18 protein-coding genes and 1 pseudogene are annotated in these 26,700 nt (G+C 37.8%); 2 read left to right on the forward strand and 17 right to left on the reverse strand.

Annotated features, from left to right (window positions below):
* Nucleotides 1-8: 8 nt before the first annotated feature.
* The 17 genes from FKZ43_RS09540 to FKZ43_RS09615 all read right to left on the reverse strand — a co-directional run bounded on the left by FKZ43_RS09540 (nt 9) and on the right by FKZ43_RS09615 (nt 25,276).
* Nucleotides 9-1,919: a sodium:solute symporter family transporter gene (locus tag FKZ43_RS09540; protein ID WP_140945664.1), complete on the reverse strand. Its 1,911-nt coding sequence runs from the start codon at nt 1,917-1,919 to the stop codon at nt 9-11.
* Nucleotides 1,919-3,511, reverse strand: coding sequence for a glucosidase family protein (locus tag FKZ43_RS09545; protein WP_235894740.1), 1,593 nt, complete (start codon nt 3,509-3,511; stop codon nt 1,919-1,921). Before FKZ43_RS09545 ends, FKZ43_RS09540 begins: the two co-directional genes overlap by 1 nt.
* Before the next feature lie 2 nt (nt 3,512-3,513).
* Nucleotides 3,514-5,547 carry a glycoside hydrolase family protein gene (locus FKZ43_RS09550; RefSeq protein ID WP_140945666.1) on the reverse strand — a complete coding sequence of 678 codons (2,034 nt, stop codon included), beginning with the start codon at nt 5,545-5,547 and terminating at the stop codon, nt 3,514-3,516.
* Nucleotides 5,544-8,231, reverse strand: coding sequence for a glycoside hydrolase family 38 N-terminal domain-containing protein (locus tag FKZ43_RS09555; RefSeq protein ID WP_140945667.1), 2,688 nt, complete (start codon nt 8,229-8,231; stop codon nt 5,544-5,546). The genes FKZ43_RS09550 and FKZ43_RS09555 overlap by 4 nt, the downstream gene beginning before the upstream one ends.
* An 18-nt stretch (nt 8,232-8,249) precedes the next feature.
* Nucleotides 8,250-9,266 (reverse strand): uroporphyrinogen decarboxylase/cobalamine-independent methonine synthase family protein, encoded by a 1,017-nt coding sequence (locus FKZ43_RS09560; RefSeq protein ID WP_181180330.1) that lies wholly within the window; start codon nt 9,264-9,266, stop codon nt 8,250-8,252.
* Nucleotides 9,267-9,339: 73 nt separating this feature from the next.
* The gene (locus FKZ43_RS09565) at nt 9,340-10,341 is read right to left on the reverse strand and encodes a PorV/PorQ family protein (RefSeq protein ID WP_140945669.1); all 1,002 of its coding nucleotides are present in this window, start codon (nt 10,339-10,341) and stop codon (nt 9,340-9,342) included.
* 23 nt (nt 10,342-10,364) lie between these two features.
* The gene (locus FKZ43_RS09570) at nt 10,365-12,836 is read right to left on the reverse strand and encodes a T9SS type B sorting domain-containing protein (protein WP_140945670.1); all 2,472 of its coding nucleotides are present in this window, start codon (nt 12,834-12,836) and stop codon (nt 10,365-10,367) included.
* A 28-nt stretch (nt 12,837-12,864) separates the two neighbouring features.
* The gene (locus FKZ43_RS09575) at nt 12,865-15,825 is read right to left on the reverse strand and encodes a TonB-dependent receptor (protein WP_219916521.1); all 2,961 of its coding nucleotides are present in this window, start codon (nt 15,823-15,825) and stop codon (nt 12,865-12,867) included.
* Between the two features lie 149 nt (nt 15,826-15,974).
* Nucleotides 15,975-16,298 carry a DUF362 domain-containing protein gene (locus FKZ43_RS09580; RefSeq protein WP_140945672.1) on the reverse strand — a complete coding sequence of 108 codons (324 nt, stop codon included), beginning with the start codon at nt 16,296-16,298 and terminating at the stop codon, nt 15,975-15,977.
* Nucleotides 16,292-17,182, reverse strand: coding sequence for a dihydroorotate dehydrogenase (locus tag FKZ43_RS09585; protein ID WP_140945673.1), 891 nt, complete (start codon nt 17,180-17,182; stop codon nt 16,292-16,294). Before FKZ43_RS09585 ends, FKZ43_RS09580 begins: the two co-directional genes overlap by 7 nt.
* Nucleotides 17,143-17,307 (reverse strand): hypothetical protein, encoded by a 165-nt coding sequence (locus FKZ43_RS11500; protein WP_181180332.1) that lies wholly within the window; start codon nt 17,305-17,307, stop codon nt 17,143-17,145. The genes FKZ43_RS09585 and FKZ43_RS11500 overlap by 40 nt, the downstream gene beginning before the upstream one ends.
* 6 nt (nt 17,308-17,313) lie before the next feature.
* Complete coding sequence (gene menC / locus FKZ43_RS09590; RefSeq protein ID WP_140945674.1) at nt 17,314-18,486, reverse strand: o-succinylbenzoate synthase; 1,173 nt, start codon at nt 18,484-18,486, stop codon at nt 17,314-17,316.
* The gene (locus tag FKZ43_RS09595; protein WP_140945675.1) at nt 18,443-19,237 is read right to left on the reverse strand and encodes an IclR family transcriptional regulator; all 795 of its coding nucleotides are present in this window, start codon (nt 19,235-19,237) and stop codon (nt 18,443-18,445) included. Before FKZ43_RS09595 ends, menC begins: the two co-directional genes overlap by 44 nt.
* Nucleotides 19,238-19,251: 14 nt before the next feature.
* Nucleotides 19,252-20,184: a dihydrodipicolinate synthase family protein gene (locus FKZ43_RS09600; RefSeq protein WP_140945676.1), complete on the reverse strand. Its 933-nt coding sequence runs from the start codon at nt 20,182-20,184 to the stop codon at nt 19,252-19,254.
* Between the two features lie 19 nt (nt 20,185-20,203).
* Nucleotides 20,204-21,793, reverse strand: coding sequence for an amidohydrolase family protein (locus tag FKZ43_RS09605; protein ID WP_140945677.1), 1,590 nt, complete (start codon nt 21,791-21,793; stop codon nt 20,204-20,206).
* Complete coding sequence (locus FKZ43_RS09610) at nt 21,771-22,997, reverse strand: aspartate aminotransferase family protein (RefSeq protein ID WP_140945678.1); 1,227 nt, start codon at nt 22,995-22,997, stop codon at nt 21,771-21,773. Before FKZ43_RS09610 ends, FKZ43_RS09605 begins: the two co-directional genes overlap by 23 nt.
* Complete coding sequence (locus FKZ43_RS09615; RefSeq protein WP_140945679.1) at nt 22,994-25,276, reverse strand: hypothetical protein; 2,283 nt, start codon at nt 25,274-25,276, stop codon at nt 22,994-22,996. Before FKZ43_RS09615 ends, FKZ43_RS09610 begins: the two co-directional genes overlap by 4 nt.
* 457 nt (nt 25,277-25,733) lie before the next feature.
* Here FKZ43_RS09615 and FKZ43_RS09620 point away from each other — a divergent pair.
* Nucleotides 25,734-25,928: pseudogene (locus FKZ43_RS09620) on the forward strand (HDIG domain-containing metalloprotein); the annotation flags it as partial.
* A 28-nt stretch (nt 25,929-25,956) separates the two neighbouring features.
* On the forward strand, nt 25,957-26,700 hold a 744-nt coding region (locus FKZ43_RS09625; RefSeq protein WP_140945681.1), incomplete at its 3' end, for an AAA family ATPase.

Genomic DNA, 26,700 nt, shown 5'->3' on the forward strand with positions numbered 1-26,700 from the left:
AATTCTCCCTATTTTTGTTTATTTGCTCTGGCAAATTCAAGATACCGCTTAAACTTTAATTCCGCCTTTCTACCATAATAAACCATCAAACCGCCAAAGATGATGTATATTACGCTTACTGCGAAGAATATGAATATATCCCTCTTGGAACCACCAACAAATGAAAGGAAGGGTATCAAGACACCAATCAAAATAATGATAGCCCCAAGCAATGGAAAGGTTGAAACCTCTTTTTCCCCTTTTCCGTAAACTTCTTCTACAACATCAACAGGTGTTTCAATCCTCTTGAAGAAATTCTCAATGACATCTCTATCAGTTGGCTCCTCTTTGATGAACCTATTGGAATAAACCAGGCTAAATCCAAGAGCAAAAGACCCAACAATTAAAATTATGATTTTAGCTGGGACAACCTCCCCTGTTATATTCAATGCAAAAATTAATAAATAAAAAACGGAAACAATAAAAGAAACAAAATAAAGCGTTTTTCTTTTTGAAAGGTAAAGTTGTCTTATTTTATAACTTAGCATCAAAACCGCAAAGGTAGAAATCGCAGCTATATAAACCTGTAACCCCATTGACCAACCCGCTACGAATCTTGCCATAGCTCCAACTGCAAGACCCCAAATTATACTCAAAAATGCACCCCATCTTGGTATCCTTTTTGAGATCAAGCCAAATGTGAGCGGAATTATCACCGGGATATTAAACAAGGTGAAAAATGTAGTCATGATATTGAAAATACCAAATTCGCTATGGATATAAATCAACGCCTCAATGATTACAATTAAACCGAGGACAAGCGAAATTATTCTGCCGAATTTGAATTGTTTCGCTTCACTTGCACTGGGATTTAACAAACTCAGATAGATATCGCGCGTAATTATTGAACCGACATAATTGTAAACGCTTGAAAGAGTGCTCATAGTCGCAGCAAGCATTGCAGACATAAGAAGACCAATTAAACCAACAGGTAAAAACTTTAAAGCTACGGCAAGATAAACTAGATCGTTCGGTTGAAAAAATTTCTTGAAGAAATCAACCTGTGTTAAATCTGGCCAAATTATCCTTGCAACAAGTGGCGGAATGGCAAAAAGTAAAGGTTGCGCAAAAGATAAAATGGAAGCCAAAATCCCAACTTTCAAAGCCGACTTCTCATCAACAACACTATAAAATCTTTGCGAAGCCCCAGATGCAATGCCAAAAATTCCTATTAAGTATATCGCCACGAGGAAATGAAAGTCATAATGGACATTATTATAAATATGTTCAAATACAAGCGCCGGTGATTTTTCAAGCAAACCTTTAACACCACCAATGAGACTTAAACTCAAAGGTGAAACTATCAAAGTAATACTTAACAAAATTACAAACTGAAGAAAATCCGTAATCATAACCCCCCATAAACCTCCAAGGAATGTATAAATTAAAATCACAACTCCTGTTATAATTATCAAAAGGTCAAGATCAATCCCGAAAAGAGGCGCAAGGAATTTACAGGTAGCTGAAAGCTGCGCCCCAGCTGAAAGTATGAAATTCAGCGAAATCACCCAGCCGAGCAATTGTTGAGTCTGACGATTGAATCTCGTTTGAGTGTATTCAATCGGTGATAGAACACGCGACCTACGCCATCTCTTAGCTGTCAGTAGAGCACCGATAAAATAAGTCACTATCCCACTGCTTATGTAGATAACCCCATACCAAGAGGAATGGTATATAAAACCAGCAGCTGCTGTAAATGTCCAAGCGCTGAAGTTGGTCATATATAGCGATATACCGCTCACCCACCAAGGTATCCTATTACCCCCAGCAAAGTAATCCCTAACACTTCTGCTGAACCTTGAAAAATATACCCCAACCCCGATCATCAAAATGAAATAAAATACAAGGACAATATAATCAACAGGTTGTGCCAGTCGCATTATATATCCTTCTTTGATTTTTTCAAATAAATTTTAACCTTTGCCTCATCTTTAATCAAGCCGGAAAAATTCACATAACGGCTCTTCTCAACCTTAACATTTTTAAAATCAACTGACCTTCCGTTAAATATAACCTTATCAGCTAACGCCCCCTCCGGTAAAAGGACATTAAAATCAACAAAGGAATTTTCAACCGTTACATTAATTGAAATTTTATCACCGTCAAATTCAAACTCATAAAATAAACCCCTACCCGAAGCGTCATAATAAGCGCTAACCTCCGCTCTGTCCACCTCAGCCGAAAGCCAGCGTGGCGATAATTTAACCTTTTTAAAGAGTTTAAACTTATCCTCAACCCCAGCCAATCCATCCATCAAAGCATAAAACATCGCACTTGAACCCCAAACATCTTTTGATGACTCCATCGGGCTCGTCATCTTTTCTTGACTAAGTGGTGTCCCATCAGGAAAATACCATAGATAACTTTTCTTTGTCTTAATAGCAAGTTCATAATACCTCCTCAATATGTCAACACCATACCATTCAAATCCATGGTCAAAGGCTGCTTTAGCTAGCTCCCCACCCACAAGTGGCATAATCCCACCATTACAATATGCACCGCGAATGATTCTCTCATCTCCAAAAATCCCATCTGGAAACGGTGGATCAATTGAAAACCATTCAGCAAAAGCTTGCGTTCTTTTTCTTCTCTCCAGGTATTCGTTTATGATTGAAACAGCCATTTTATGAGTAGCAACCCCACGATTAATATCCATCGGATTGCTCAAACTTAACTGCTGAGATTCATCAACACCTTCAATTGTAACAGGCGTTATCTTAACGAAATGGGTGTAAAATTTCCCGTTCCAACAAATTTTATTCATCCTTCGCTTTAACCTCTCAGCTCTTTCTCTCCATTTATTTGCTTTTTTCTTATCTTTAAAATAATCGTAGAAAAACGACATTATTAAAAACGCCTCATAGTATCCGCTATTATCTCCATGCATTATCCCCCAGAAAGTATTTTCATCTATCTGAAACTGCAACCAATTATGCTTACCCGCCGTATAAGCGAAATCCCAAGTGTCAATTGTATAAGCCCTTTTGACGAGTTTTAATTTTTTATCCCACCTCCACGGATGCGTCAAGATGTAATTGAGTGCCTTTTCCATCTTCGGCAACAGTTTGCGAACCCAAAGGTCATCTCCAGTTGATTGCCAAACGAGAAAAATCGCTTTAATAAAACGAAATTCCACATCCGCCTCAACTGGAACGCGAACATATTTAGCCCAATTTTCCCTCTCACAAGGCAATTTCTCCGGGAAAACAGTGAAATAGTCAAAAATTCTTCCGTTATCAGCCTGGGTCTCCGCAAAATGTTCAACGACACTTCTTAAATCGTCAAAATATTTTGAAGCCCTAAGATGATCGGCTATCGTCCTTATCCAAAATGAAGGTGCATCCGGATCAATATAAGCCCTTATCTTTTTCGCATCAATATAAACATCAACCCTATTTTCATCAAAAAAGTATTTGATAACTGGGATGAACTCATCAAATTCGGGTCTGCCAGTTTTAATATATGTTTTCACTTTTAACCCTTGATATATTTTTTTATCTTACCGAAAATTAAATCCCTATACTCTGACTCAATAACGGAGAGAAAGGCATAAATCACCATACCAAGACACCAAGAGTGTGAAAGTGTTAAAATTGTTCCAGACGGTCGCAGCCAATCAACATAATAAAATTGTTCAGGCATCATACCGCGAAGAGCGTTGAAGTCACCGTCAAATCTCGCTATAAATTGAAGCGAAAAACAAATATTATCAATCGTTCTATCAAGATAATAATCATCACCTGTGAATTTATAAAGTTTAAGCATCTCAGGAACACAAATCAATCCGTAATTATGAAGATGCTGATTAACAGGGGATGCGATATCGCCACCAACCGTTTTGAAACCATAGAGATTTAAAATTGTATTTTCAGGAAATTTCAAATTATGAGCAAATCTGAAGGTCATCATTAAATCAGCGCTTTTCTCTGCAAGTTTAAGCCATTTCTTCTCACCTGTTATCTCATAAAGAAGCACATAAGAAATAACCGCATTATATGTATCTTCAGATGTAGGAACCATAAAGGCATCTTCCGGCGCTCCATAAATTAGCTCATCAAGTACAAATTTACTATAAAATTCCCCACCTTTGATTGCTGATGTTTTAAATTTCTCATCCCCATAAATTTTATACCATTCACAAAGAGCTGATATCCACATCAAGCCAGCGCACCCCTCCCAAATCTCAACTTCCCCAGTCTTTGAGTTATAATATGATCCGAAATTCCCATCCTCCCTTTGAATTTCAACAGCATAATTTAGATTTCTTAAAATGCATCCTTTCCAATCCATGTGTTCATACCCGTTTTTCAACTCAAAATCATAAGCTCTGATCAGAAATAAAATCGCTTCGCTTAAAGTCCGCGCTTGTGTTAGCCCTGGTTTTGGATTCCAACCATCCGTCCATCCATTTTCAAGCGTCCATTGTGACCATAAAATTCCAGAAGGAGTGCTTCCCTCACTTACAACTTTATCAATCACAGACCTTCCAGCCTCCAGATAATTCGAATTCCGCTTTATGTAGCCATATTTCATTAAAGCAAAAGCATAAGGAATACCGCTAACCCAAGATATATGCATATGAGGTCTAATGTCCGCATTGTTAACATTTGAACTCAAAACATTATCAAATCCTCGCGTTTCATATATCACTCTATGTTCAGGTATATAATGCCAGCGATAAAGACCAAAAGCAGAAATATCAGCACCGTCATCAAGCAAAAACCAAGGGGATGGTTTGTTATTTTCCCTTAACTCATAATAAAACTTCCTTATAATCCGATCATAAGCGTGGAGATCCGACTCGGAAAAGAACAATCTGAAAGAAAAATTGATCTCCTCTTCAGGATAAATTTCAAGAAAATTCTTGATCGCCCGATTATTAAGATACGGGATGTAAGAAGCGGGCTCCTCAGAAAAGGGGAAAATTAACCCTATCTTTACATCATTTAAATCCCCAGAGAAAAATATACCCGATTCACCATGGGAGAAATCAACATCAGTCAAAATAGCGAACATAAAGTTTTCTAACCAACAAAAAACCGCCGGAATAGAAGCCCTCCGAGATGAGAAGGACCAATAATTTGAAACTAAATTGTCGGCATCAACCTCTACAGGATTATATTTGGGATATCTTCTGATTGACTTACCAAATGAATTATCCGCATAAAAAATCCCTGGCACAAGCCATCTTGGTTTTCCGACATCAAGAAAATTAAAAATTATCCTAAATCTGCCCTTTGATATGTCTTTACCCCTGAACAAAACTTCATAATTAAACTTAAGACCATCGGATTCCTCAAATACCTTAACAATACAACTAAAATCAGCAACACTACCAAAAATCTTCACCCATCCTTTACTTGAAACGAAATCTTTTATATTTATTTTTTCAATACAATTTTCACCTTCAAATTCACCAAGTCCATCAATTGAAATTATAATCTTACCCATTTTTTCAAACTGTAAAACTCCAGGGGAGTTTCTATCGGCTGTTCTAATTATCATCATAACTCAACTTTAATAGTTATAATTTTAAAAGGTTCAACATCAACTTTGAAGAATTTATCTTCATCTGGTTCAAGCAAAGCAATCTTTTCCTCGTTTAGCTTTACAATAGAAACACTCGCATAGTCAAAATTTGGTTTAAATCTGAACCAAGAATCTTTCCAAAACGGGTTATAAAATCTAAAGATAACTCCTTTTTTATCCTCAGATACCTTTAAAGCGCTATAGTTAATCCCGTTCCCTTCAAAGTTAATAAGTGAAACATCAGAAATTTCTTTCATTTCCTGCTTTCTCTTCACATAGAAATTTGGGCTATGATATAGCTCGGCTTGTTTGCAGACATCTTCAAATTCATTAGCTTTATAAACAAATATGCTATATTCAAATTCGTAGATGCCTATACATTGTGCATCTGGTGTTTCATTTTTCCAACCGGCATCTCCACCAGGTCTTGTTTTTAAATTTGATTCGGAAAGCTGTCCCACTCCTCTCAAAAGTGTTATCGCAAGTCGTCCGGGTTCATCAATAGATAGCTCATACTCATATAATCCCTTCGTAAAAATTGCGATACCTTTAATTTCATCTTGAACGCAAACAAATCTTTGCAAAACTTCAAGATTTAATGGCTTCTCATACGGATAATCCTCCCAGTTGTATTTTTTGTGAATTCTTTTAACGATGCAAAATTGCGAATCCGCGTAACTTGTATTTGTATTAAGCCCCGTGTCAAATATAACCCTCAAACGATGATTTTTCGCCTTGTTATTAACTTTCGTCTTCACATCCACCCTTTTTGAGTTATAGTTCAAGTAAATCACCGATGATATCTCCATATCAATTTTTTCCTTGCTCCTTCCACTTTGCGTCGTATAAGATGGAACTGGGATGTTATAACGAATCTGAACAGCGCATCTCAAAGGTCCTTTCTCAATTATCTCAATACTTGGTGTGAAATCAGTTGAATAGTATAGTTCATCTTCATCCGGGAAGCAATAGTTATACTCATCCCCAACATCCCCTGATTCTTCAAATATGTTTAAATTATCAAACTCAATCCGCTTCTCTTTATCAATTACTTTTATTGAGCCGTTTTTATTGACCTTGATTTTTAAAAAATCATTTTCCATGTAAAAAATTCCAAATTCATCAACACCATACTTAACCTTTTCCTCATAAACGACGATTGAACTATCACGAACTATATCAAGCCGTTTCCAACCGAACGAAGGTAAATTTTTAAGATCAACCAAAATTTTGAATCTATCAACAAGTATTTGATGTGGATATTCATGATATCCCCAAACGAGAGAATATTTTGTATCTCGGCTTAGGACCTGATATTCAACTTCCCCACCATCTGAATCAAAAATCCTAAAACCATCAACACGGCTCAAACTTTGAGATGGTTTGACATCTGGATTTAAACCAACGACGACATCTTGAAGATGGAATTCAACTTCACACTCAACAACCTTATCCAATTCAAATGGGGAAAGATTGAAGATGAAAATATGTTTATCGTCCTTGAAAAACTTGCTGTCAAAAGGTATTATATCGTTTGTAGCTTGAAATGAAAAAGCGTTTGTTATCTCGTCAATTTTAAGATATCTGACAAGGGCTTCATGATAAACCCTATCAACAGCAGTTCCGTTGATGGTGTCGTGGTCCTGATTTTGTAAACAATAAAGCCAAGCCAGTTTAATTAATTCGCTTCTGTCTTTCTTGGCGAGGATAAATGAAAAAGAATTTAACGGCTCAAGAATTCTTTCAAGTTTAATTTGGGCTAAATAATTTCGCTGTTTGATATAAACTCTTGTAGAGGCAGTTCCACCGATGACTGCAAACGCATGTCTTAAGCCAAATCTTGTCTCACCGAAATGCTTTGGTAATTTTTCAAGGTCAACCTCAGATCTGACACAATCAGCAAAGTTTTCAAGTGTTGAGTGAAGGAATTCAAAATCAGAATATTTAGTTTTCAATAATTTCAATGCTTTGGTAAGTTTAATATCAGGCCAGTGATGATCGCCACCATTTAAAATAAGACGATGACTCGCCCTCGCCCTTGCATCTATTTCAGACCTTAAACGCTCAAACCTTTTAAAGATCGTATCTTCATCATCCATTGCAAAATATCCAAAACTATAGCCGTCTTTTGGAAGATGGAACATCAAAACTTTACTTCCATCTGGTGACTCCCATACATACTCAGAGGATTCCTGCCCAGGCTCACCGCCAAAGCCACGATATATCACAGCTGTTTCAATATCAAAACCCCTAAGAATTTGCGGCATTTGTGCTATGTGTCCAAACTGGTCAGGTATATAACCAATCGGCATCGCCCTTCCAAACTTTTGAGCCATCTCAACCCCGATCAAAAGATTCCTTATATGTGATTCACCACTTGGTATAAACTGATCAATTTGAATATACCATGGTCCAATTGATAATCTCCCGCTTTGGACGAGTTCTTTTATCCTTTCAAAATTTTGTGGCTTAACTTCAAGATAATCCATAACCATTTGCATTTGCCCATCCGTCATGAAGTGTTTAAAGTCAGGGTCGTTCTCAAAAATGTTAAATAAATCATTCCAAAAATCAACTAACATAACTCTATATTCTTCAAACGATAAAACCCATTCTCTATCCCAATGGGTTTGAGAGACAAAGTGATAAGTTATTTTATTCACACTCAGGAACTTTTAATTTTAAAGATCACTACGGACTATTTCAGCCCCTCGAACCATAGCGCAAAGCTTTCCAAATGCTCTATCTCTTGGCATAAATTTCATACCACAGTCAGGCGAAAGCCAAACTTTTTCGGGTGGGATCACATCAAAAACTCTTTTAATCCTATTAGCAACAACCTCTGGTGTTTCAACCTTCGGATCCTTAACATCAATTACACCTACAACTATTTCCTTATCGCGCGTCCCATATTTTTTGAAAAGCTCAAGCGGTTCAGCATCATTGACCGCAAACTCCAAACTCAGCTGATGCGCATTCACATCAAGTAGGGCCGGAAAGAGGTCAGCGTATTGTCCTTTAAAAAGTCGCTTCAATTGATAATTACCATAACAAATGTGAAGACAAAATTTTGCATCAATACCATCAATCATCCAGTTGAAAATCTCAACCAACCAAGGCAAATCTTCGGGATAACCAACCCAAACCGGCTCATCAATTTGCACAAGTTTACAACCAGCTTGAACAACTTCAATTATTTCTTCCCTTAAAATTTCAGCGAGGTCACGGATCAATTCCCTTTCATCACTATAATACTCATTTGTAGCCCTTTTTGCCAACATTTGAGGTCCAGTAATTGTAACCTTTGTATCTTTACTCGTATGCTCCTTGAGAAATTTCCAATGCCTTGCAATCCCAATACTTCCAGTTCTTCGCACCTTATCAAAAATTATCGGATCAGGCATCTGGATGGATGGATCAAGATTTCCGATCGGTTTCATTTTGCCATCATTCTTAAATCCATAAATTCTCTTAGTGAAGAAATAAACCATTGTTTCTCTCCTAAGCTCACCATCTGTTATGACATCAATACCTGCCAGCTCTTGATCTTTGATACACGATTTTACCGCATTATCATATGCTTCCTCAAGTTCTTCATCGGTTATTTTACCCTGTTTATGTAATTCTCTTATAACTTCAAGCCATTTTGGCAGAGAATAACTTCCAACAACAGTCGTGGTTAAAAGTTTTGTCTTCACTTTGTGTTTTATATTTATTTTGGAGTTAAAATAGATGGAAAAAAAACCGCCCACAATGGGCGGTTCGCAAAAATCACTTCAATCCAACACCAACAGTGATCCTATGGACGCTGTCAAGGATTTTCATCTGCGTAAATGCGTAATCAAAACTAACTTTATAATTCCCAAATTCAATTTTTGCCCCAACACCAGCAGAAAATCCCTCAATGGTTGTCTCTATCGGATCACGCCATGATGTCCCTTTATCCTTTGTACCTGAATAATTAAACTTGTATCCAAATCTCGCCGAAATCATACTCCAAGCGTCAAACTCAACACCTGTGAAGAAAAGTTGTGGTAGGTCTTGAGGTTGAACGACATCTATAAATAATCTACCCGTTAAGCTTCTTTGATAAGTATAATAGAGAGATGTTCCTATTGAGAAAGAAAGAGGAATTGGTGAGGAAATATCGTAATATCTTATATCTGAGCCGAGGTTTGAAAGCCGTGCCCCAAGACTCCAAAAACTTGTAACTTTATAATTTGCCCCAAGATCAATCGCAAACGCACTCGCACTTAAATCATCAATACGCTCGTTTAAATATTTCAAATTAACACCAAGTGAAAGTAAATCGGTGACATTTCTCGCATATGAGAGTATAAAAGCAAAATCACGAAAACTATAAGTAGAGGATGTTTGCTTATCAATTTGTAGATAAGCAAGATCGGGTGGGAGAAGGTCTCTATCTGCACTTATACCACTTAAACCAAAACTTATTATCCCAACTCCGATCGTTCCAATCCCCTTTAAATTATAAACCGCCCCTATGGCTACCTGATTTATATCTGCGATCCACCTATTATAAGTAAAGGATACCGCTAACTTCTCATCCGATAAAACGATTCCAGCTGGATTCCAAAACATCATATTCGGATCGCCTTTCAAAGTTGTCGCAGCTGAGCCTATACCAACTTGTCTTGCGCCAACGCCTACTTTAAGAAAGGCAAGTGAATTAATACCGGATTTTCTCACTTGAGATTGAAGGGTTGAAAAAGCAACTAGAATAACCAAAATAATTATTGTTACCTTCTTCATTTTTAAACCCCATAGTTAATTTTTTATCTTAAAATTGCAAAATAACCAACCTGTTTACCGCCCTCATATTCAACGACATAAATGTAAAGCCCATTTGCGACCTCAATGCCATCTTTTGAGAACATATCCCAAATATAAGTCCCATCATTCGGATTTGGAGCTGTGAAGTTGATTCTATCAATTATCTGACCTGACACATCAAGTATCGTTATGGTGCATTTAGAAGGCAAATTATAGAATAAAAGCTTATGCTGAGTTCCAATATCATGAAATGCACCCTTTTTATACGGATTTGGTCTAACGCCAACCTTTTTAGCTCCGGATGAGAGTTCTTCTGGCGTTGTTGTTCTTGATTTGACAACAACTGTTGCACCAATTTTCTTCTGACCCTCAGCTGTAGTTGGATAAAACGAATTTTGTGTTGCCCAAGGATATGTCCCCTCCCATAAACCACTTGCTCCGTTGACATTTACCCTACCAGATTCAAGAACATTTGTGCTTCTTCCATTTATGGTTATAGGTGATGGAAGATTTCTATAAGCGGATACATAATACCAATATGAAAATCCAAGCAAAACATCAAGCGCATCATCCTTGAAAGCATAGTCATACCCACCCGACGGACTTGCGTATTGAGAAAGCTGCGATTTTGGTATTATTTTCCTGACCTTATACGGACCCCAATGTCCCGCCTGCATCTCCTTTAAAATCCCAAATGCGTCAAACTTTGGATTTATAGGATCTTTAAAAGCATCCTTTATATCCCCCTCTTCCATTTGCTCTGTATATCTTTGCAAAGTTCTAAAACCAACCTCGGTTGAGCTAAATTTTGGGAATGCACTTGCGCGATAAATTTTATAACCACCAAAATTTGGATCATCTTCATCAGGTGACTTCTTCCACCTAATTAAAATCTTATTGTCCTCGGTTATATCAACCCTTATATCTGGCGCCCCTGGACCAGCTGGAACTTGAAAGTTATTCTCATACGCCCATCTAACTGCTTGTAATGACCTTAACAACCCAGGAAGACGAAAGCCAGCATATTCAGCAGATATAATCGTAATCGCTTCCCCGACCTCAAGTGAAAATGGTCCACAACCGATAAAAGCATCGCCATCAAAATTATGTTGAGCCGAATATCCTTCAGTCCATCCATCTTCCCAAACATTCTCAAAAGAATTAGTGGATTTCTTATCCCCATCAGGTTTCCCTCTCTGACCCACTGGCTTTGGAACAAATGAAAGTGGATCACCAGCTGTTCCAGATTGAAAATAATTTGGGTTTGGACTCAGATCAAGAAGCGCCTTGTTGTTACTCTTACCCCCATCTTTATACCATGTCCCCATCAAAATTGTATGTATCAAAGACGCATCACCACGGGCATCTAAACCACCTCTACCAGTCCCAGCGGAAAGATACCATCCACGTTCTGCACCAACTCCAATCGGATGACTATCAAAAATTGTCTTTTTGTCCGGAGATGAAGCCAACCCAATTGAATCATTTTTAACAGCTAAAAATGTCCTACCAAACCATACATCCGTATACCAACCCAATGGATACGCATTTAACCCCATATCCCTTTTGCCTTGGGGAACAGTATTAGGATCGGGATAAGAAGCGTAATTTGCAGGGTTAACCCCAGCATAACTTACAAGTGTTGCCCACGGGGAACCCGTTTCATCAGCATCAGCTACATATCCACTATTTCTCCCAGAACCAAACCTATTTGCTGTCCTTCTTCCAGTTACACCAACCTCAGCGCTGTGCATCACCTCCGAAAACCACCCAACAACAAGAGCATTTATTCTATTGTTTGTCCTCTCCGGAGTTCCATCAGCATTTACATCAAGAATTCCATAGTTTTTAAAAGTCATGCCAACCACTATAAAATCGTTAAAATTATTCCAATTTTGGGTAAACTGTAAAATCCTAACAGTGACCCATATACCAAGATTGGTTGGAAAACCTGACTCGTAGTAAAGCGCGTGTCTATAATCTCCATTTGGGTCTGGTGTAAGGTCCGGCTTCAACCATATAGGACCGATAAAATACGGTGACCTTCCAAATAACGCATCAAGTTTATTCGTATAAATCATAAAAGCATAATTTTCGCTTGAGCTTCTAATCTTATTTGGATTTATCCCCGGGCTATATTCAACTGCTATTATATCTTGAGCCCAGAAGTAACTTATCGGATAACCACCTGGCCATTGAGAGGTAGGAGTTGACCACTGGCGATCAAAATTTCCAATTCTGATAAGGTCCCAAAGCTGCGTTGGTTCGTTTGCTCTTTCACTGTAATAAACACCTTGACCTATCGGTAAAAATGAATCCCAAAGGTCCCCTGCAATCATAACAGCCGAGCCGGGGAAAATGTCATTGGGCACAGCTGGTGAAGCACCTTTGTAAAGTTCTAAACCATCAATTTTAACCTGTGAAAATGAAATTATCGGGAATAGAATGAACAACAAAATTAAAAACCTTTTCATTTTCGCCTCCCTTTTTAATTTTTAGGAATTAGAAGTTTATGCTAACCCCAAAGTAAATTTCTCTGGCGATGTCAAAAGCACTTGACCCATCTCTAAACACAGTAAGTCCAAGCGGTCCAGTCGGAATTTTCTTTTGCTCCCAGAGAAGTTGACCTTCATCTGTTGTTCTATCATATCCGATTATATTTTCCCTATCAAACAAATTTCTAACCTCAAGATACGGAGATACCCTAATTCTGCCAAGTGTATATCCTGCCTCAATTTTTAAATCTGTTCTTATATTCCACGGACCTTCACCTAATTTTCTTGATCTCGGATCAGCAAGTAAAAGTGGATATAAGAAACCACTTGCTGCGGTGGTAAATGTTGAAACTTTGAAATCAACAGGAACACCTTTAAACGGGGCTGGGAAATCAAAGAAAAGATTAAGGTTAATCCTGTGAGGTCTGTCATAACCAGTGAAACTTGAAGATAAATTTGAAACAACATTCATTTCATAGCCTGCAAAATATCTTGCATTTTCAAAGGGTAGTTTCCCCCCATACTTGGCACTGTCGCCACCAAGGGTTGAAAAAGCAGTTACATTTTGACCACGAAGTGCATCAGGTGAGATAACGAGATTCTTTATATAACTATACGCATATGTCAATCTACCTGAAAGTTTAAACAAATTACCAACCGGTAAAGACCTGCTGTTTAATGTGAGCTCAATTCCCCTTGAATCAGCATATCCACCATTGAACCTGATAAAGTAAGTTATAGCAACCCCAGGTCTTGGAGTAACGCCATAGGCAAGAGGAACATAATTTTCAATGGTCTTATAATAAGCGCTCAAGTCAATCCCAAAATAATTTGAAATAGCATACTGAATTCCCATCTCATAAATTGTTGATCTAAGCGGTTCCTGATCAACAAGAAATATGTTTGGCAATGTCCCATGCATTTCTGCATAGGAATCGCCAAAAATCGCAGCGTATGGAGGAACCTGCATTGACCTTGAGAATGAATAATACATAGAAGCTCTATCCGATATTGGATGAGATATACCTACCCTTGGACCTATCAGCCATTTAGTTTTAATCTTGGTATTTCTCCTAATCAAATATCTATTAACATTTAAAACCTCATTTGTTCCCCCGAGTTGTATTTGTTCAGTTTTAACAGTGTAAGGGGCAAAGTAATTATCTATTTCATACCCCCCTGGGTTAAATGCATCCGCTCTTAAACCTAAGCTTACAATTATTCCAGAATATTCAATTTTATCTTGGGCATAAAAGCCAAGCTCGTATGGCTTAACAACATAGTCCTCAACATCAAATCTCCCAACAATTGTATATCTTCTAATCTGTGTATATTTATAAAATTTTAGATCAAAGCCAGCGCTTAAAAGGTGATGGTTTGTAACTTGACTTTTTATGTCACCTTTGATGTTAAATTGACTTAACCTTTGATACTCATAATAAGCGCCTGGTCTCGCAAGCGGATATGGACCAGATGATGGGAAAGACGCCTCAGATTCAGATTCATTTCTTGGGGTTGTTGTGAAAAATTTCGTTTTATCGGTTTTACTGATATACTTTCTTATTTCGTCAGCCGTTGAAAACTTTATAAAGTCACCATCATCCTCATTTAGCTCTATTTTCCCGTCCCCGTTGCTATCAACAAAACCAACCTCGGTCGGGCTGGTCAAAAAAGAAATCTGGATCTCATAGAAAGTTTTAGATGATAGGGCGTGTGTTACCCTGCCACTTAAAGCAAAAGTCCCTTTTGTATACTTGGGAACACCCTCAAGGAAAAATTTATAATTCTCGTTAAAGATACGGTTTTTCCAGCCGAAGTAGAAACCCTGATCGTTTACAAGCCCAATTCCTGTGAGCTTAATTGACGGCGTCAAATTATAAGTCAACTTTCCAACTATGTTCAACTGTCTATTAAACTCGTTCGGGAAACGTCCATAGGTTTCATAGAATTTTAAATCCGTAAAGAACCCAAGATTTCTAAGTATTCCACCCCCAAGAGAAATTTCAAATTCCGTAGTTGGCTTGTTGCCATACCAGTATTTTCCCGGAGTCCAAGTGTAAAGCGCAGCCTTTGCCAAACTTGCCGGGTCACCCTTCGCTATAAGAGCATCCCTTTCACCGAAGTATTTACCAGCAGCGGTTGAACCATCAGGCAATAAACCAAAATAAAGGTCAGGACCTTTATGTGGAAGTTTTGAAGCGTATCTTACATACGCTTTACCTGAAATTCTACCTCTCCCCTCCTTTAAAGTTATACTAACAACACCCCCAGTTGCTTGAGATAATTCTGCGCTTGAAGCACCTGTGTTAATCCCTATCTCTTCTATTGCCCCAATTCCAACATCGGCAACATTTGAATTTTCTCTGAAAGTCAAACTTAACCCATGATAAGTTGTAGAGAAACCACCCCCATAATTTCCGGTAAAAGCCTCATAATACTTATCGCTCACATCAATTCCTTCAATGATATATTTAGTTTCATATCGTCTCGCACCCCTTATGTAACCTGAAAAGTTACCTGGTGATATCCTTAACGCTTCCTGAAAATTTGCAACCGGCAAGGCTGAGATGTCATCAGAAGTTATCATCGCCCTTGAGCTCGTCTGAGAGACATCAATCAACGGTCTTTCAGCTTGAACTACAACCTCGGGCAAACCTATCACTTCTTCTTTCATAGCTACATCAATAAAAGTTGTTTTATCAGCGTTAACAATGACATCCCTCACCCGTGTTTTAACGAAACCAACAGCTGACACAATGAGATTATACTTACCCGGAGGGATGTTTATTATAGTGTAATTCCCATTGACATCAGCTGCTGCTCCAAGATATGTCCCCTCAATAATAACATTAGCACCCGGGATTGGCTCACGGGTCGTCTCGTTGTAAACCTTACCTGATATCTTTCCCGTTTGAGACATCAAAATGGAGGGTAGAATTAGAAGGAATGAAATAAAAATTTTGCGCATCATAACATTCCTCCAAATGTGTTTTATAAGATAAAACAAAATTCGTGTATAAAATAAAAATTTTATCTCGCTTTGTCAAGCTTTTTTTTATAAACGCAACCTAGTTTCACATATAAAAAAACTTTACAAAAAAATGGCACAGATATTGCTTAATCACTGAATTCAAATCCATTCATGCCATACTTTTGCGTCACTGGAGATTGACAACTATTCATATCCGGTATCCAAATTATAGCATCAACTGGACAAGATTCAAAACACAATCCGCAACCAGTACAGTTATCCTTGTTTATAACAGCAACCCTATCCCTCATCTTGATAGCGTCAAAGAAACATATATTCGGACATCTTCCACATCCTATGCATTTATCTTCAACTACTTCTGCAACAGGTGGATACCTGTCATAAAATTTGGGTGGAAACGGATTTAAACCGATATACTTACCCATTTCTAAATGAATTAAATTTACCATTCGTCAAAGACATTTCTCGGACCGCTCTTTTTCTCACCCGACCATCTTATTATCAGCTCCGGATCAACCAAATTCCTTGCAGCAATTCCTCTTATACTTTCAAGTTTCTCAATTCCCTTTTCAGATAAAAAGTTTAGTATCCCCTCGTTTATATGCTTTATTGTCTCCCAACCGTTGACGATTATAACCGATAGGATTTGAACTGTTGTAGCGCCAAGCATAATATATTTGACCGCGTCACCCCAGTCTATGACTCCTCCCGTTGCACTTATCGTTATATCAACCTCATTATAAACTTCACAAACATGTTTAAAGACATAGTACTTCGCCCACGGACCGCCAACCCCAGCATAATAGCCGTGCAAAATTGGCTTCCCAGATTCAACATCAATATCAAGCCCCCTGAGACGATTACAAAGTGTTACAGCACTCGCACCAAGTTCCTTGCAAACTTTTGCCTGATAAAGAACATCAGGTCCTGGTCCTAACTTAACAAGAACAGGGATTTTAACATTACCCACAACTGATTTAACCGCCTCAACAAAATGTTTCTCAAACTGCAAAGTCCCCGGCTTATGTGGTGATGATATATCAAGCTCAATCGCATCAGCACCCGCCTCTTCTATTCCCTTGGCAAGATAAACCCAATCATCTACTTCATCTGCAAAAGCACTCCCAATTATCATTATGTTTGAAGTCTTTTTGGAAATCTCAACGAAATCAAAATAATCCTTAACCGTTCCACTATAAGCTTGTTCGTATGAGTATAGCGTAAAATACCTAGACTTTCCGCCCATCTTCTTGTCCCAATCAATGAGTTTATACCTGGGTCTTGGCCAATATCTCATATAATTAAACTTATCAGGAACAACCGTCTTGAGCACAACACCCCCAGCCCCATCTGTTCAGCTATCGGGATTTGCTTAACATCATGACTTGCTGGTCCTGAAGCGACAAATATCGGACTTTTTAAACGATAACCGAGAAACTCAACTTCAAGTGTAGGCATAAAAACCTAAAAATTTATTTCCAAGCGCTTGACCATATATCTGCTGACCTTTTCAAAATTTAAACCAAAGCTTAAATCCTCTGTAAAGTTTACATACCCATCCTTGACATCTATCAATGGCTCAATTACATCATCAACATACCATCTACTTGATGACTCAACATCAGTTGGAAACTTGCAGTTATCAAGAACACACAAGTTAAGAGCATGTGCAGAGCCGATCCCAATCTCAGGCATCGTTCCAATCCAAACAGGTATGCCGTTATTTCTACATATGTCGTGGAATTTCTTGGAAATAAATATCCCACCAACTCTCTGAATCTTGATATTAACTATTCTACACGCCCCAAGCTTAATAGCAAATTCTAACCTTTCAATAGAATCAACACTTTCATCAAGACAGATAGGTGTTGAAATTTTATCCTGTAAAGCAGCATGTCCCTCAAGATCGTCTTTACTTAAAGGTTGTTCAATCATCACAAGTCCAAAATCATCAAGCTTCCTCAAGTGTTCAATATCATCCCTTAAATATGCACAGTTGGCATCCACCATCAAGGGAACATCACTAAAATTTTTCAGCATATACTTGATCGGAACTATATCCCACCCTTTCTGAATCTTTATCTTGACCCTTTTATAATTTCCACTGTCAAGATGTTTACCAACGATTTTTATCAGATCTTCAACACTATCACATATTCCAACGGCAAGACCAGATTCTATTTTCCTCATTTCACCACCGATAATTTTAAAAATCGGCTCACCTTTAATCCTTGAAATGCCATCCCATAACGCCGTCTCTATCCCAGCCCTTGCATAAGAACTTAAACCAAGATTTATCATCTCCCTACTTAAATTTTCAACCCCATCAAAAAAATTATCAAAATTAAAATCCTTGATAATCCCTGAATATCTAACTAATTCTTCCCAAACACTATCCGGGGTCTCACTTGAATAAAAAGACCCAGCCATAGGTGACGCCTCACCAAAAGCATATAAAATTTCATCTCCAAACTTTATTTTCAACTCAACTATTATCGCATCTTTAACGAAAACCTCACCACTGCTAATTTTGAATCGCTCCGTCATTGGAACTTTAATATGGAACAAGTTGAGCCCGATAATCTTTTTCTCCCTACTTTCCGACATACCCAAGCCGTCTTGAAATTTTATCGGCATAAACCTTCAAATCTTCAGCAAGCTCATAAGCCTTTGCAACCGTCTTGCTTCCTTGATACTGCAAAGTAATAAGCAAAGCTGCTATAATTTTACCCCAAGTATTTCTTATAGGTGCAGCAACAGCAACAAGTTCTGGATTATACTCCCTATCAACAACGGAAAATCCTTGCTCCCTTACCTTTTTCAACCTCTGTTTTAGCTCAGAAAATCTCGTTATCGTTTTTTCTGTATATTTTTTTAACCCAACCTTTTTAACAAGCTCCCTAAGTTCATCATCAGAAAACTCAGAGATCAAAACCTGACCACTCGCTGTGCAATGAACAGGTGATCGTAATCCAAGTTTTGTTACAAGCGACCACATACTTGGAGAATCAACCCTTTGAATTAAAACGACGCGATAATTGTTCAACACAGCAAGATATACACTTTCACCTGTCTTCTTTGCAAGCTCCTCCATATATTTGTAGGAATCATAACCGAGGTTCATTTTGTTTAACTTTGATATTCCAAGTTGTGAAAGCCGAATTCCAAGTGAAAATGTGTTATCACCTATATTCCTTTCAACAAAGCCATATTTTTCAAGTGTGACAAGTATTCTAAAAATTGAGCTCTTCGGATAATCTACATGGCGTGCTATCTCGCTTAGTCCCATCGGAGCATCAGCTTTCTCAAGAAGGTTAAGTATCTCAATCGCCCTTTTAACTGCCGGAACTATGTATTTTTCTGGCTCAGAAAATTCATCCAATTTCATACGCACTCAAAAAGTTAATTTTTTAATTTATATCCCAAGTTTTTCAAAGCCATTGCTATCCTCCTCTTATCAGCTGCTGAAATCGGAAGAAGCGGTGGGCGAACATAACTTGTCTTCAAAACACCTATCAAACGTAGTGCTTCCTTAACCCTAGCCCTATAATCCCTAACAGGTGTGGCAAAGATGACCTCTTCAAGTGGTTTAATTTTTGAGTAAATATCAAATGCTCTTTCGTAGTTTCTATCTTTAACGCATTTAAACATCTCAATTTGCTCAGCTATAGCTATAGTTCCAAAACCAATCAAAGCCCCATCAGCACCAAGTATAAAAGATTCAAGGATAAAATCATCATTACCTGTCAAAATTGAAATTTTTCTGCCCGAATTTCTCAACGTGGTCATAGTTTGAACAAACTTTAAAGCATCAGCTGAGGCCTCCTTTATTGCAATGACATTTTTAATTGAAGCAAGTTTAACCAACGTTCTCTCATCATAGAGGACACCCGAAAGAGATGGTTGAAGCTGAAATAAAACAAGGGGTAAATCAACCGCATCGCTTATCGCTTTATGATATTGATAAGGGATTTCTAAAGGCAGCGGATTTCCAGCGTAAGCTGGAATGGGAAAAACGACAATCGCATCAGCTCCAACCTTAGATATCAATTTCGCCTCCTCAACTGCCTCCTTTGTATATCTGGTCGTTAAACCACACAAGACCGGGAACTTGCCATCAATAATTTCAACCCAAGATTCAAGGATTTTGATCTTTTCCTCTCTGCTCAAATGCACTCCTTCACCTGTATCCATATTCACAGCAACACCACCAAGTCCATCAAAACTTTTAACCCAATTCGCATATCTTCTCAGTTGGGCAAAATCAACAGAGAAATCACTCTTCATAGGAGTTACCACCGCTGGAATTATTCCCTCAAGTTTCAACTTGCTCATATCCCTGTTCCTGATTTGTTTATATTAAACTCCTCTTAATTATCCTCTCCATGTTCAAAGCCAAAATTTTCCTTTTATCTTCAACTGAAATCCTTGAATAAATAACCCAGCCAAGCTGAGGTGCAGGGTCACGCATCGGCTGATCTGTCCCAAAAACTATTTTATCAGAACCAACCTCCTCCACCAGAAACTCAATTAAACCATCTGGGACATTTGTGAATGTCAACTCAAAAAACACATTCCCTCTCTCCTTGATAATATAAACTAAATCCCTTGCATGCTTAAAACCAATACCAGTATGAGCCAGCAAAAAATCAAGATCTGGATATAAAGATGAAATTTCATCAACCTCATCAACGAAGTTATCCGAGGGATGCAATAAAGCATAAAGTTTAAACTTATTTCCAAATTCAAAAAGTTTACGCCACCTCTTATCATTGTAAGAAATCAAAACCTTCGGATAATACGGCTTTATGCCTTTGAACTTTTTAACACAAAACCAATAATTTAATTCCTCTTCCCAATCATCAACATAAACCGGATTAAAAGAGGCATAACCGATAAAATGATCGGGATATTTCCTAATCGCCTTCAATGTTATTTCATTCCCCAACTTGTGATCAGCCCATATTGAAAGCCACGAGCTAACGCAACACTTTTTTATCCCAAGCGCCTCATTCCGCTTGAAAACAAAATCAATTCCCGATTTAATTAAAGGAGTATATCCAGAAACAATTTCATTTTCATCCCCAAGGTGAGCGTGCGCATCAATGATTTGAACTTTTATCCTTTCCCCCCTTTTCGCACTTTCAATTAGCTCATCACCTAATGAATCATCCAATCTGTAGAGCTTTATCCCAAGCAATTTAGCAAGATTATCCCCAGCGATTTTAACTTTATCCTCATCGCTGATATCAGAATAATCCAAAAAAGCCCTTGCAGCTCCGATACTTTTCAACGGAAACTCACTCCCGAAAAGAATCCTTTCAGCGCCAAAATTTTCAGCGAGATATTCAATCCCACAGTTCAATTGAAACGAGGAAAAATCAATATACAAATTGCGATGCTTCCTCATCAAAGTAAAAATTCTCCTTGCTTCCTCCCATCTCCCACCCTGTAAAACTACATTTAAATTTGGATGATTTGAACAAATCGCGTCAATCTCGGCAAAAGTCGCTTGATTATATCTCTCATCAAAACCCCTTCCAGCTTCAATGAAAAGTGGTATCTCCCTTTCCTCAAGCAATCTAAAGATTTTTCCACAAGTATATTCATCAAAGAAGTATCTATGAAGTTTAGGATAAAGTTTTACAGCTCTGATGCTGTTATCGCTCAGATAAGAATCAACATCTGGAAACTCACCTGTAATATCTGGCATCAAAACAAAGCACGGTATAATTTCAGGATGAGATTTTATCTCCTCAAGTAAAGTTTTGTTTCCAATAATTGGATCATAATCGCGAGCTAAAGTATGAACAGTAAGAGCGTAAGAAATCCCACACCTTTTCATTTCAGATAAAAGATGATCAATGCTATATAACTGATTCTCATCTTTAGGCGTAAATTTGCCGATATATGTAAAGCAATCAAAGTAAATTCTCTCGCGCATAAATATCAAGCGTATTTTTTAAAGCGGATTCAAACTTATCAAGTGTTTCAGATATATCACTCTCACTGTGCGAGAATGAAATGAACCACTTATCATAGACAAAAATGCCTTTCTTGAAAAGTTCACGATTCAAGATAAATTGTAGGTCTTTATTTTTCTTTGCATCTGTATAATTGAACAGGAAAAATGGGGCAACTGGCAAACCACCTATTTTAGCTTCAACCCCAATGCGAGAAGAGATATCAATAAAACCGCTCATTAACATCCTCCCAATTTTGAAGAGGGTTTCGTGAACATTCTCCCGTCTCATAACATCAATCGTTACAATAGCAGCAACTATAGAAAGCGTCTCACCAGCATAAGTTGCCGTTAAGACGAAATCATCAAGCCTCTTCATTATGTCTCTCCTCCCACCATAAGCTGAAATAGGATAACCGTTTGCCATAGCCTTTGCAAATGAAGAAAGATCTGGCTTTACTTCAAAGAACCCCTGCGCTCCTCCAAGCGAAAGGCGAAAACCAGTTAAAACCTCGTCAAAGATTAAAATTACATTGTATTCATCAGCAAGATTTCTCAAACCTCTTGGGAACTCACCGCTTATATCCTCATTAAAATCATATGGAACCGTTAGAATGCAAGCGATATTATGGGCGTCCCTCTTTAAAATTTTCTCAACTTCATCAAGATCTCCATATCTAACTTCATAGACATATGAGCTTAAAATTTCTGGAACCCCATTACCTTTGATTCCCGTCATAAACCAGTCGTGATAGCCGTTATATCCACATCTTATAATTTTATCTCTTCCTGTAAAAGCCCTCGCCAATCTTATGTTGCAAGCATTTGCATCAACACCATTTTTCATAAATCTCACCATTTCAACAGAAGGAACAGCTTCAACTATCCTCTTAGCAAGATCAATTTCAAGTGGGCTCGCCATGCTGAATAAAACACCCTTATCAATTTGCCTTTTAACAGCGTTATCAACCTCCTCATAACAATACCCAAGTATAACAGGTCCAAGCGCCATCCTATAATCAATGAACTCTCTTCCATCCACATCCCAGAATCTACAACCCTTGGCTTTTTCTATGAAAAACGGCATAACCCCTGCATAATCCATAATCGGACGCTTCGCGTTCGTCTGCGTCCCCCACGGTATAAATCTAAGTGCCTCACAAAGTAATTCTTCCGATTTGGTCATTTTATATCTATATTAATTTGATCCTCCCAAAACCTCAATTTCGTATAACCAACCCTATCAGGACCACCATCAAGTTGAAGCGAAAAAGTGTAGGGTTTCGCTCCCATTAAGATTTTATCATCAAATTTTAAACTAATGAAATTTGAAGCAGTGTAATATAATGACCTCCTAACATTTTCTCTGATGTAAGCAAAGTATGCATCGGTTTCAACTTTATCATATCTTATCCTTCCCGACTCAAAATTATATCTTGGACGAACATTTTCTCGCAAAATTTCAAAGTCAAGATCAAGCTTCAAACAAAGATAAATTTTTTTATCTTTGTCTTCTATCCCAAACCCAATACCAAGAGGAAATTTATCAACATCTAAAAGTTTTACCTTATTGATCAAGCTATCTATATTCTCATCCTTGTGATGCGGGATTAAGAAAGTTATAAAGAATTCAATGTCCCCCGTTTTATAATGCGACGATATCGTCTGATAGATAGCGAATTCATCTTGAAAATGTCTTATCTCTTGCTCAAAACTATCCTCTTTCGCGTATGACTCAGGGAAGTATATCAAAAGATTATAGTCACCTCCGACCTTAAAATGACCGATAGAATCAATCCTGGTATCATAAAAACCACGACCGTAGCGCAAAATCCTCTGCGTATGCCATAAAACCGCAAGCGTGTAATAATCCGTCTGAGTAAATTTCACCGCATCAACAACGACAAACCAGTTCAACTCCTTGAGAAAGACAATTATCCGATCCCAAGAATAACCAATTTTTTCTTCTACTAATCTCGTGCGCGAGTATTCAACCTCCTTAAAGGTCAAGAAATCAATTTTATATGTTCTGGACTCTCTGTAATTTCCGGAGTTTCTTACAAATTCAAGTAGCGATTGCTTTCTTTGTTCCTGAATTGGAGACCCAAGATATATCGGTTTCGTTCGCGCTTCCCTTTTATTTTTCCTGACCACTAAACGGTTATGGAAATAATCAGCCCTAAAAGCTCCGAACATCCCGCTTGGAAGAGCATCCCTATAACCAGCATGATGAAGTAAAATTGAACCATGTGTCATAAGAAATGAAATGGCATTTTCATCTGAACTCCCATGGTGCATTTTTTCTTCCTCAACAGGTATTGTATTTCTCAGATAATAGCGAGTCAAATAATTCCCGTCACCTTCATCTCTATAGTTTAAAAGGAGAAAAGTTGAAAGAGAATCCCAACCCGTTCTGAAGACGATTTTTTTCCCTATGATATCTTCAAGAACCTCGCGACTCTGATCCGTTGGAGTTATAGCTTTTATTCTATCATCGCACCATCTATATGCGTCCGATATTATTGATGCTAAACCTGCTGATTCCCTACCATCATAGAGCATTCTTCTAAAAATTTTTTCAGCAGCATATTTATACCTGCCATCCTTATAAAACGAAGCAGCCTTCTCAAAACAAGCGATAAATCTTTCAAATCCACTATTAAAATTCGCATCCCCAACATCAACTATAGTCCCAAACGGAGTGATAAGATTTAAATAGTAGTCAAAGTAATATCTAAAAATATGGCCTTTCAATATATCTTCACTTCCTGTGTTCTCAATATAAATTAACAAAGCGTGTAACCATACCCCATTATACAAAGTTGCATCTTCCGCTTCCCATTTGCCAAGGTTATCATAAATTAAAACTTCCGCTTGTTTACGCCACAATGATGCGGATGGATGATCCGGAAAAGCAATTGAACCGAGAAGATACGAAAGAGCACGAAGGACAGTTCTATTATGAGCACCCCATTCAGGGAAATAAGAAAGATGATCAACGCTACTTATGATACCATCTGTTATTCGTCGTTTCAATTCCTCGTTCAACAACCCAGAATTTTTAACGCTCAGATACGCTCTTACATAAGGATAAAGGAAGAAGAAATTTGGCAAAGCTGGAATGCCCTCGCTATATTCAACCCTTAACTTTGCAAATTCTTCTGGATAAAACTTTTTTAATTCCGAATACTCCTCAAGAATTTTAACCACTCTCGCAGCATAACTTTTATCCCCGGTCACTTTATAAAGGAATGCCAAAGCATCAGCAAGATAAACGGGTTCAGCCGGGGGATTATAACCCCATAGGACATAATGTTTTGTCGTTTCCTTCCACTGTTCAATTGAAGCAGGATAATTTTTCCAAGAATTTTCAACGGCACGCTTGATAAAATCAAGATAATCTTTTTTAACCGCAGAAATTGATGTTGAAACCACAAAAAGCAACAAAATTAAGTTTTGTTTCATAAGTAAAAAATAGATTTATTTGTAAAATCAACTGAATTATAAACAAATTGAAATTAAAAAGCAAGTAGAATTGATAATAGAGAGGGCGAATGCGACAGCGCTATAAAACTATCGCAACCTGAGCAACATAATTTTTCAATCGGGTTTAATGAGTTGACGCTTGAAAAAACTATTATTATGTTAGTGCCCTCTGAGGATGTGAAAGTTCATTTTCTATGTGTTCATTTGTTCAGAAAATGCTCGCAATTTCAAACGAAAATGTTTTTATGTTGAAGTCTCAACTGTTCCCAAATTATCTCCAAACTCACAATGAGAAAGATAAAGATCTACTCAAGAACTCTATAAGTGTTAAAAATTTGATTTATAACTTTTTCTCTAAAATCAAAAATATCTTTCAAGCGAGACCTTACTAAAAGCGAATTCGCAATCCTACCGAAAACCCAAAAGGAACGATGTTTGGCTTAGGCTTGCTGGTTTGTTCCATGGTATAGCTAAACCAAAAACGAAAGCGTTTAAAGAAGGCATTGGCTGGACATTCTACGAGCACGATATTCTCGGTGCAAAAATGGTTCGGCAAATTTTTAGACGACTGAATGTCAATTATGTAAACTTAAATTCCCACCCCTCTCCCCCCAAATTCAAAATCAAATGATTTTTCACTAAATTTCTAAAAAACTCAAATGACTTATATCTGCTCACGCTGTCAAAAAACTCAACCCTTCTTCACAATCAAATGCCTAAACTGCTTCGGCTTCCTAACACTTGAAAAAATAGAACAAAAACCCCAAATACTATCACTTGACCAAATAGAAATAAAAGAAATAAAACTATTCAAAACACCAATTGAAACATTATCCCTCCCGGAGGGCTCTATGACCATAATGGCAGGTGTCCCAGGGGCTGGAAAATCAACCCTCGCACTAAAAATAGCAAACGAAATCCTAAAACAAAATGATATACTAACTCTCTACATCTCATCAGAAGAACCACCAGAACTAATTAAACAAAGAGCCATAAGAGTTGCCCCAGAACTAATTCACAACCAAAACTTCAAAATCCTATGCGAGACAATACTTGAAAAAATTAAAGACGCAATATCACAAATCTTAAATCCCCAGTCCCAAACCCCTAACCCCGAAAATCAAGAACAAACATTCATTATCCTTGACTCAATTAACGCCGTCAAATCAGGAAAAACACTCTCCCCACCAGGAAGCCCATCAAACATCATCAAAACCCTTAACATGCTCCATAACCTCAGAATTCAACACTCACCAAAACCAACAACCCTAATCATAGCACACGCAAACAAACAAAGAGCAATCGCAGGACCACTTACACTCCAACACATGGTAGACATCGTTTTATTTTTCAACATTGAAAAAGACGGCTCAAGAACCATCTCAACCCTCAAAAACCGCTTT

It is taken from the genome of Candidatus Thermokryptus mobilis (assembly GCF_900070205.1).
Lineage (GTDB): Bacteria > Bacteroidota > Ignavibacteria > Kryptoniales > Kryptoniaceae > Kryptonium > Kryptonium mobile.

Excerpts from the sequence above, each read along its gene's own strand:
- FKZ43_RS09540 (WP_140945664.1), bottom strand. The coding sequence starts at position 1,919 with ATGCGACTGGCACAACCTGTTGATTATATTGTCCTTGTATTTTATTTC.
- FKZ43_RS09550 (WP_140945666.1), bottom strand. The coding sequence starts at position 5,547 with ATGATGATAATTAGAACAGCCGATAGAAACTCCCCTGGAGTTTTACAG.
- FKZ43_RS09565 (WP_140945669.1), bottom strand. The coding sequence starts at position 10,341 with ATGAAGAAGGTAACAATAATTATTTTGGTTATTCTAGTTGCTTTTTCA.
- FKZ43_RS09570 (WP_140945670.1), bottom strand. The coding sequence starts at position 12,836 with ATGAAAAGGTTTTTAATTTTGTTGTTCATTCTATTCCCGATAATTTCA.
- FKZ43_RS09575 (WP_219916521.1), bottom strand. The coding sequence starts at position 15,825 with ATGCGCAAAATTTTTATTTCATTCCTTCTAATTCTACCCTCCATTTTG.
- FKZ43_RS09580 (WP_140945672.1), bottom strand. The coding sequence starts at position 16,298 with ATGGTAAATTTAATTCATTTAGAAATGGGTAAGTATATCGGTTTAAAT.
- FKZ43_RS11500 (WP_181180332.1), bottom strand. The coding sequence starts at position 17,307 with ATGCCTACACTTGAAGTTGAGTTTCTCGGTTATCGTTTAAAAAGTCCG.
- menC (WP_140945674.1), bottom strand. The coding sequence starts at position 18,486 with ATGCCGATAAAATTTCAAGACGGCTTGGGTATGTCGGAAAGTAGGGAG.
- FKZ43_RS09595 (WP_140945675.1), bottom strand. The coding sequence starts at position 19,237 with ATGAAATTGGATGAATTTTCTGAGCCAGAAAAATACATAGTTCCGGCA.
- FKZ43_RS09600 (WP_140945676.1), bottom strand. The coding sequence starts at position 20,184 with ATGAGCAAGTTGAAACTTGAGGGAATAATTCCAGCGGTGGTAACTCCT.
- FKZ43_RS09605 (WP_140945677.1), bottom strand. The coding sequence starts at position 21,793 with ATGCGCGAGAGAATTTACTTTGATTGCTTTACATATATCGGCAAATTT.
- FKZ43_RS09610 (WP_140945678.1), bottom strand. The coding sequence starts at position 22,997 with ATGACCAAATCGGAAGAATTACTTTGTGAGGCACTTAGATTTATACCG.
- FKZ43_RS09615 (WP_140945679.1), bottom strand. The coding sequence starts at position 25,276 with ATGAAACAAAACTTAATTTTGTTGCTTTTTGTGGTTTCAACATCAATT.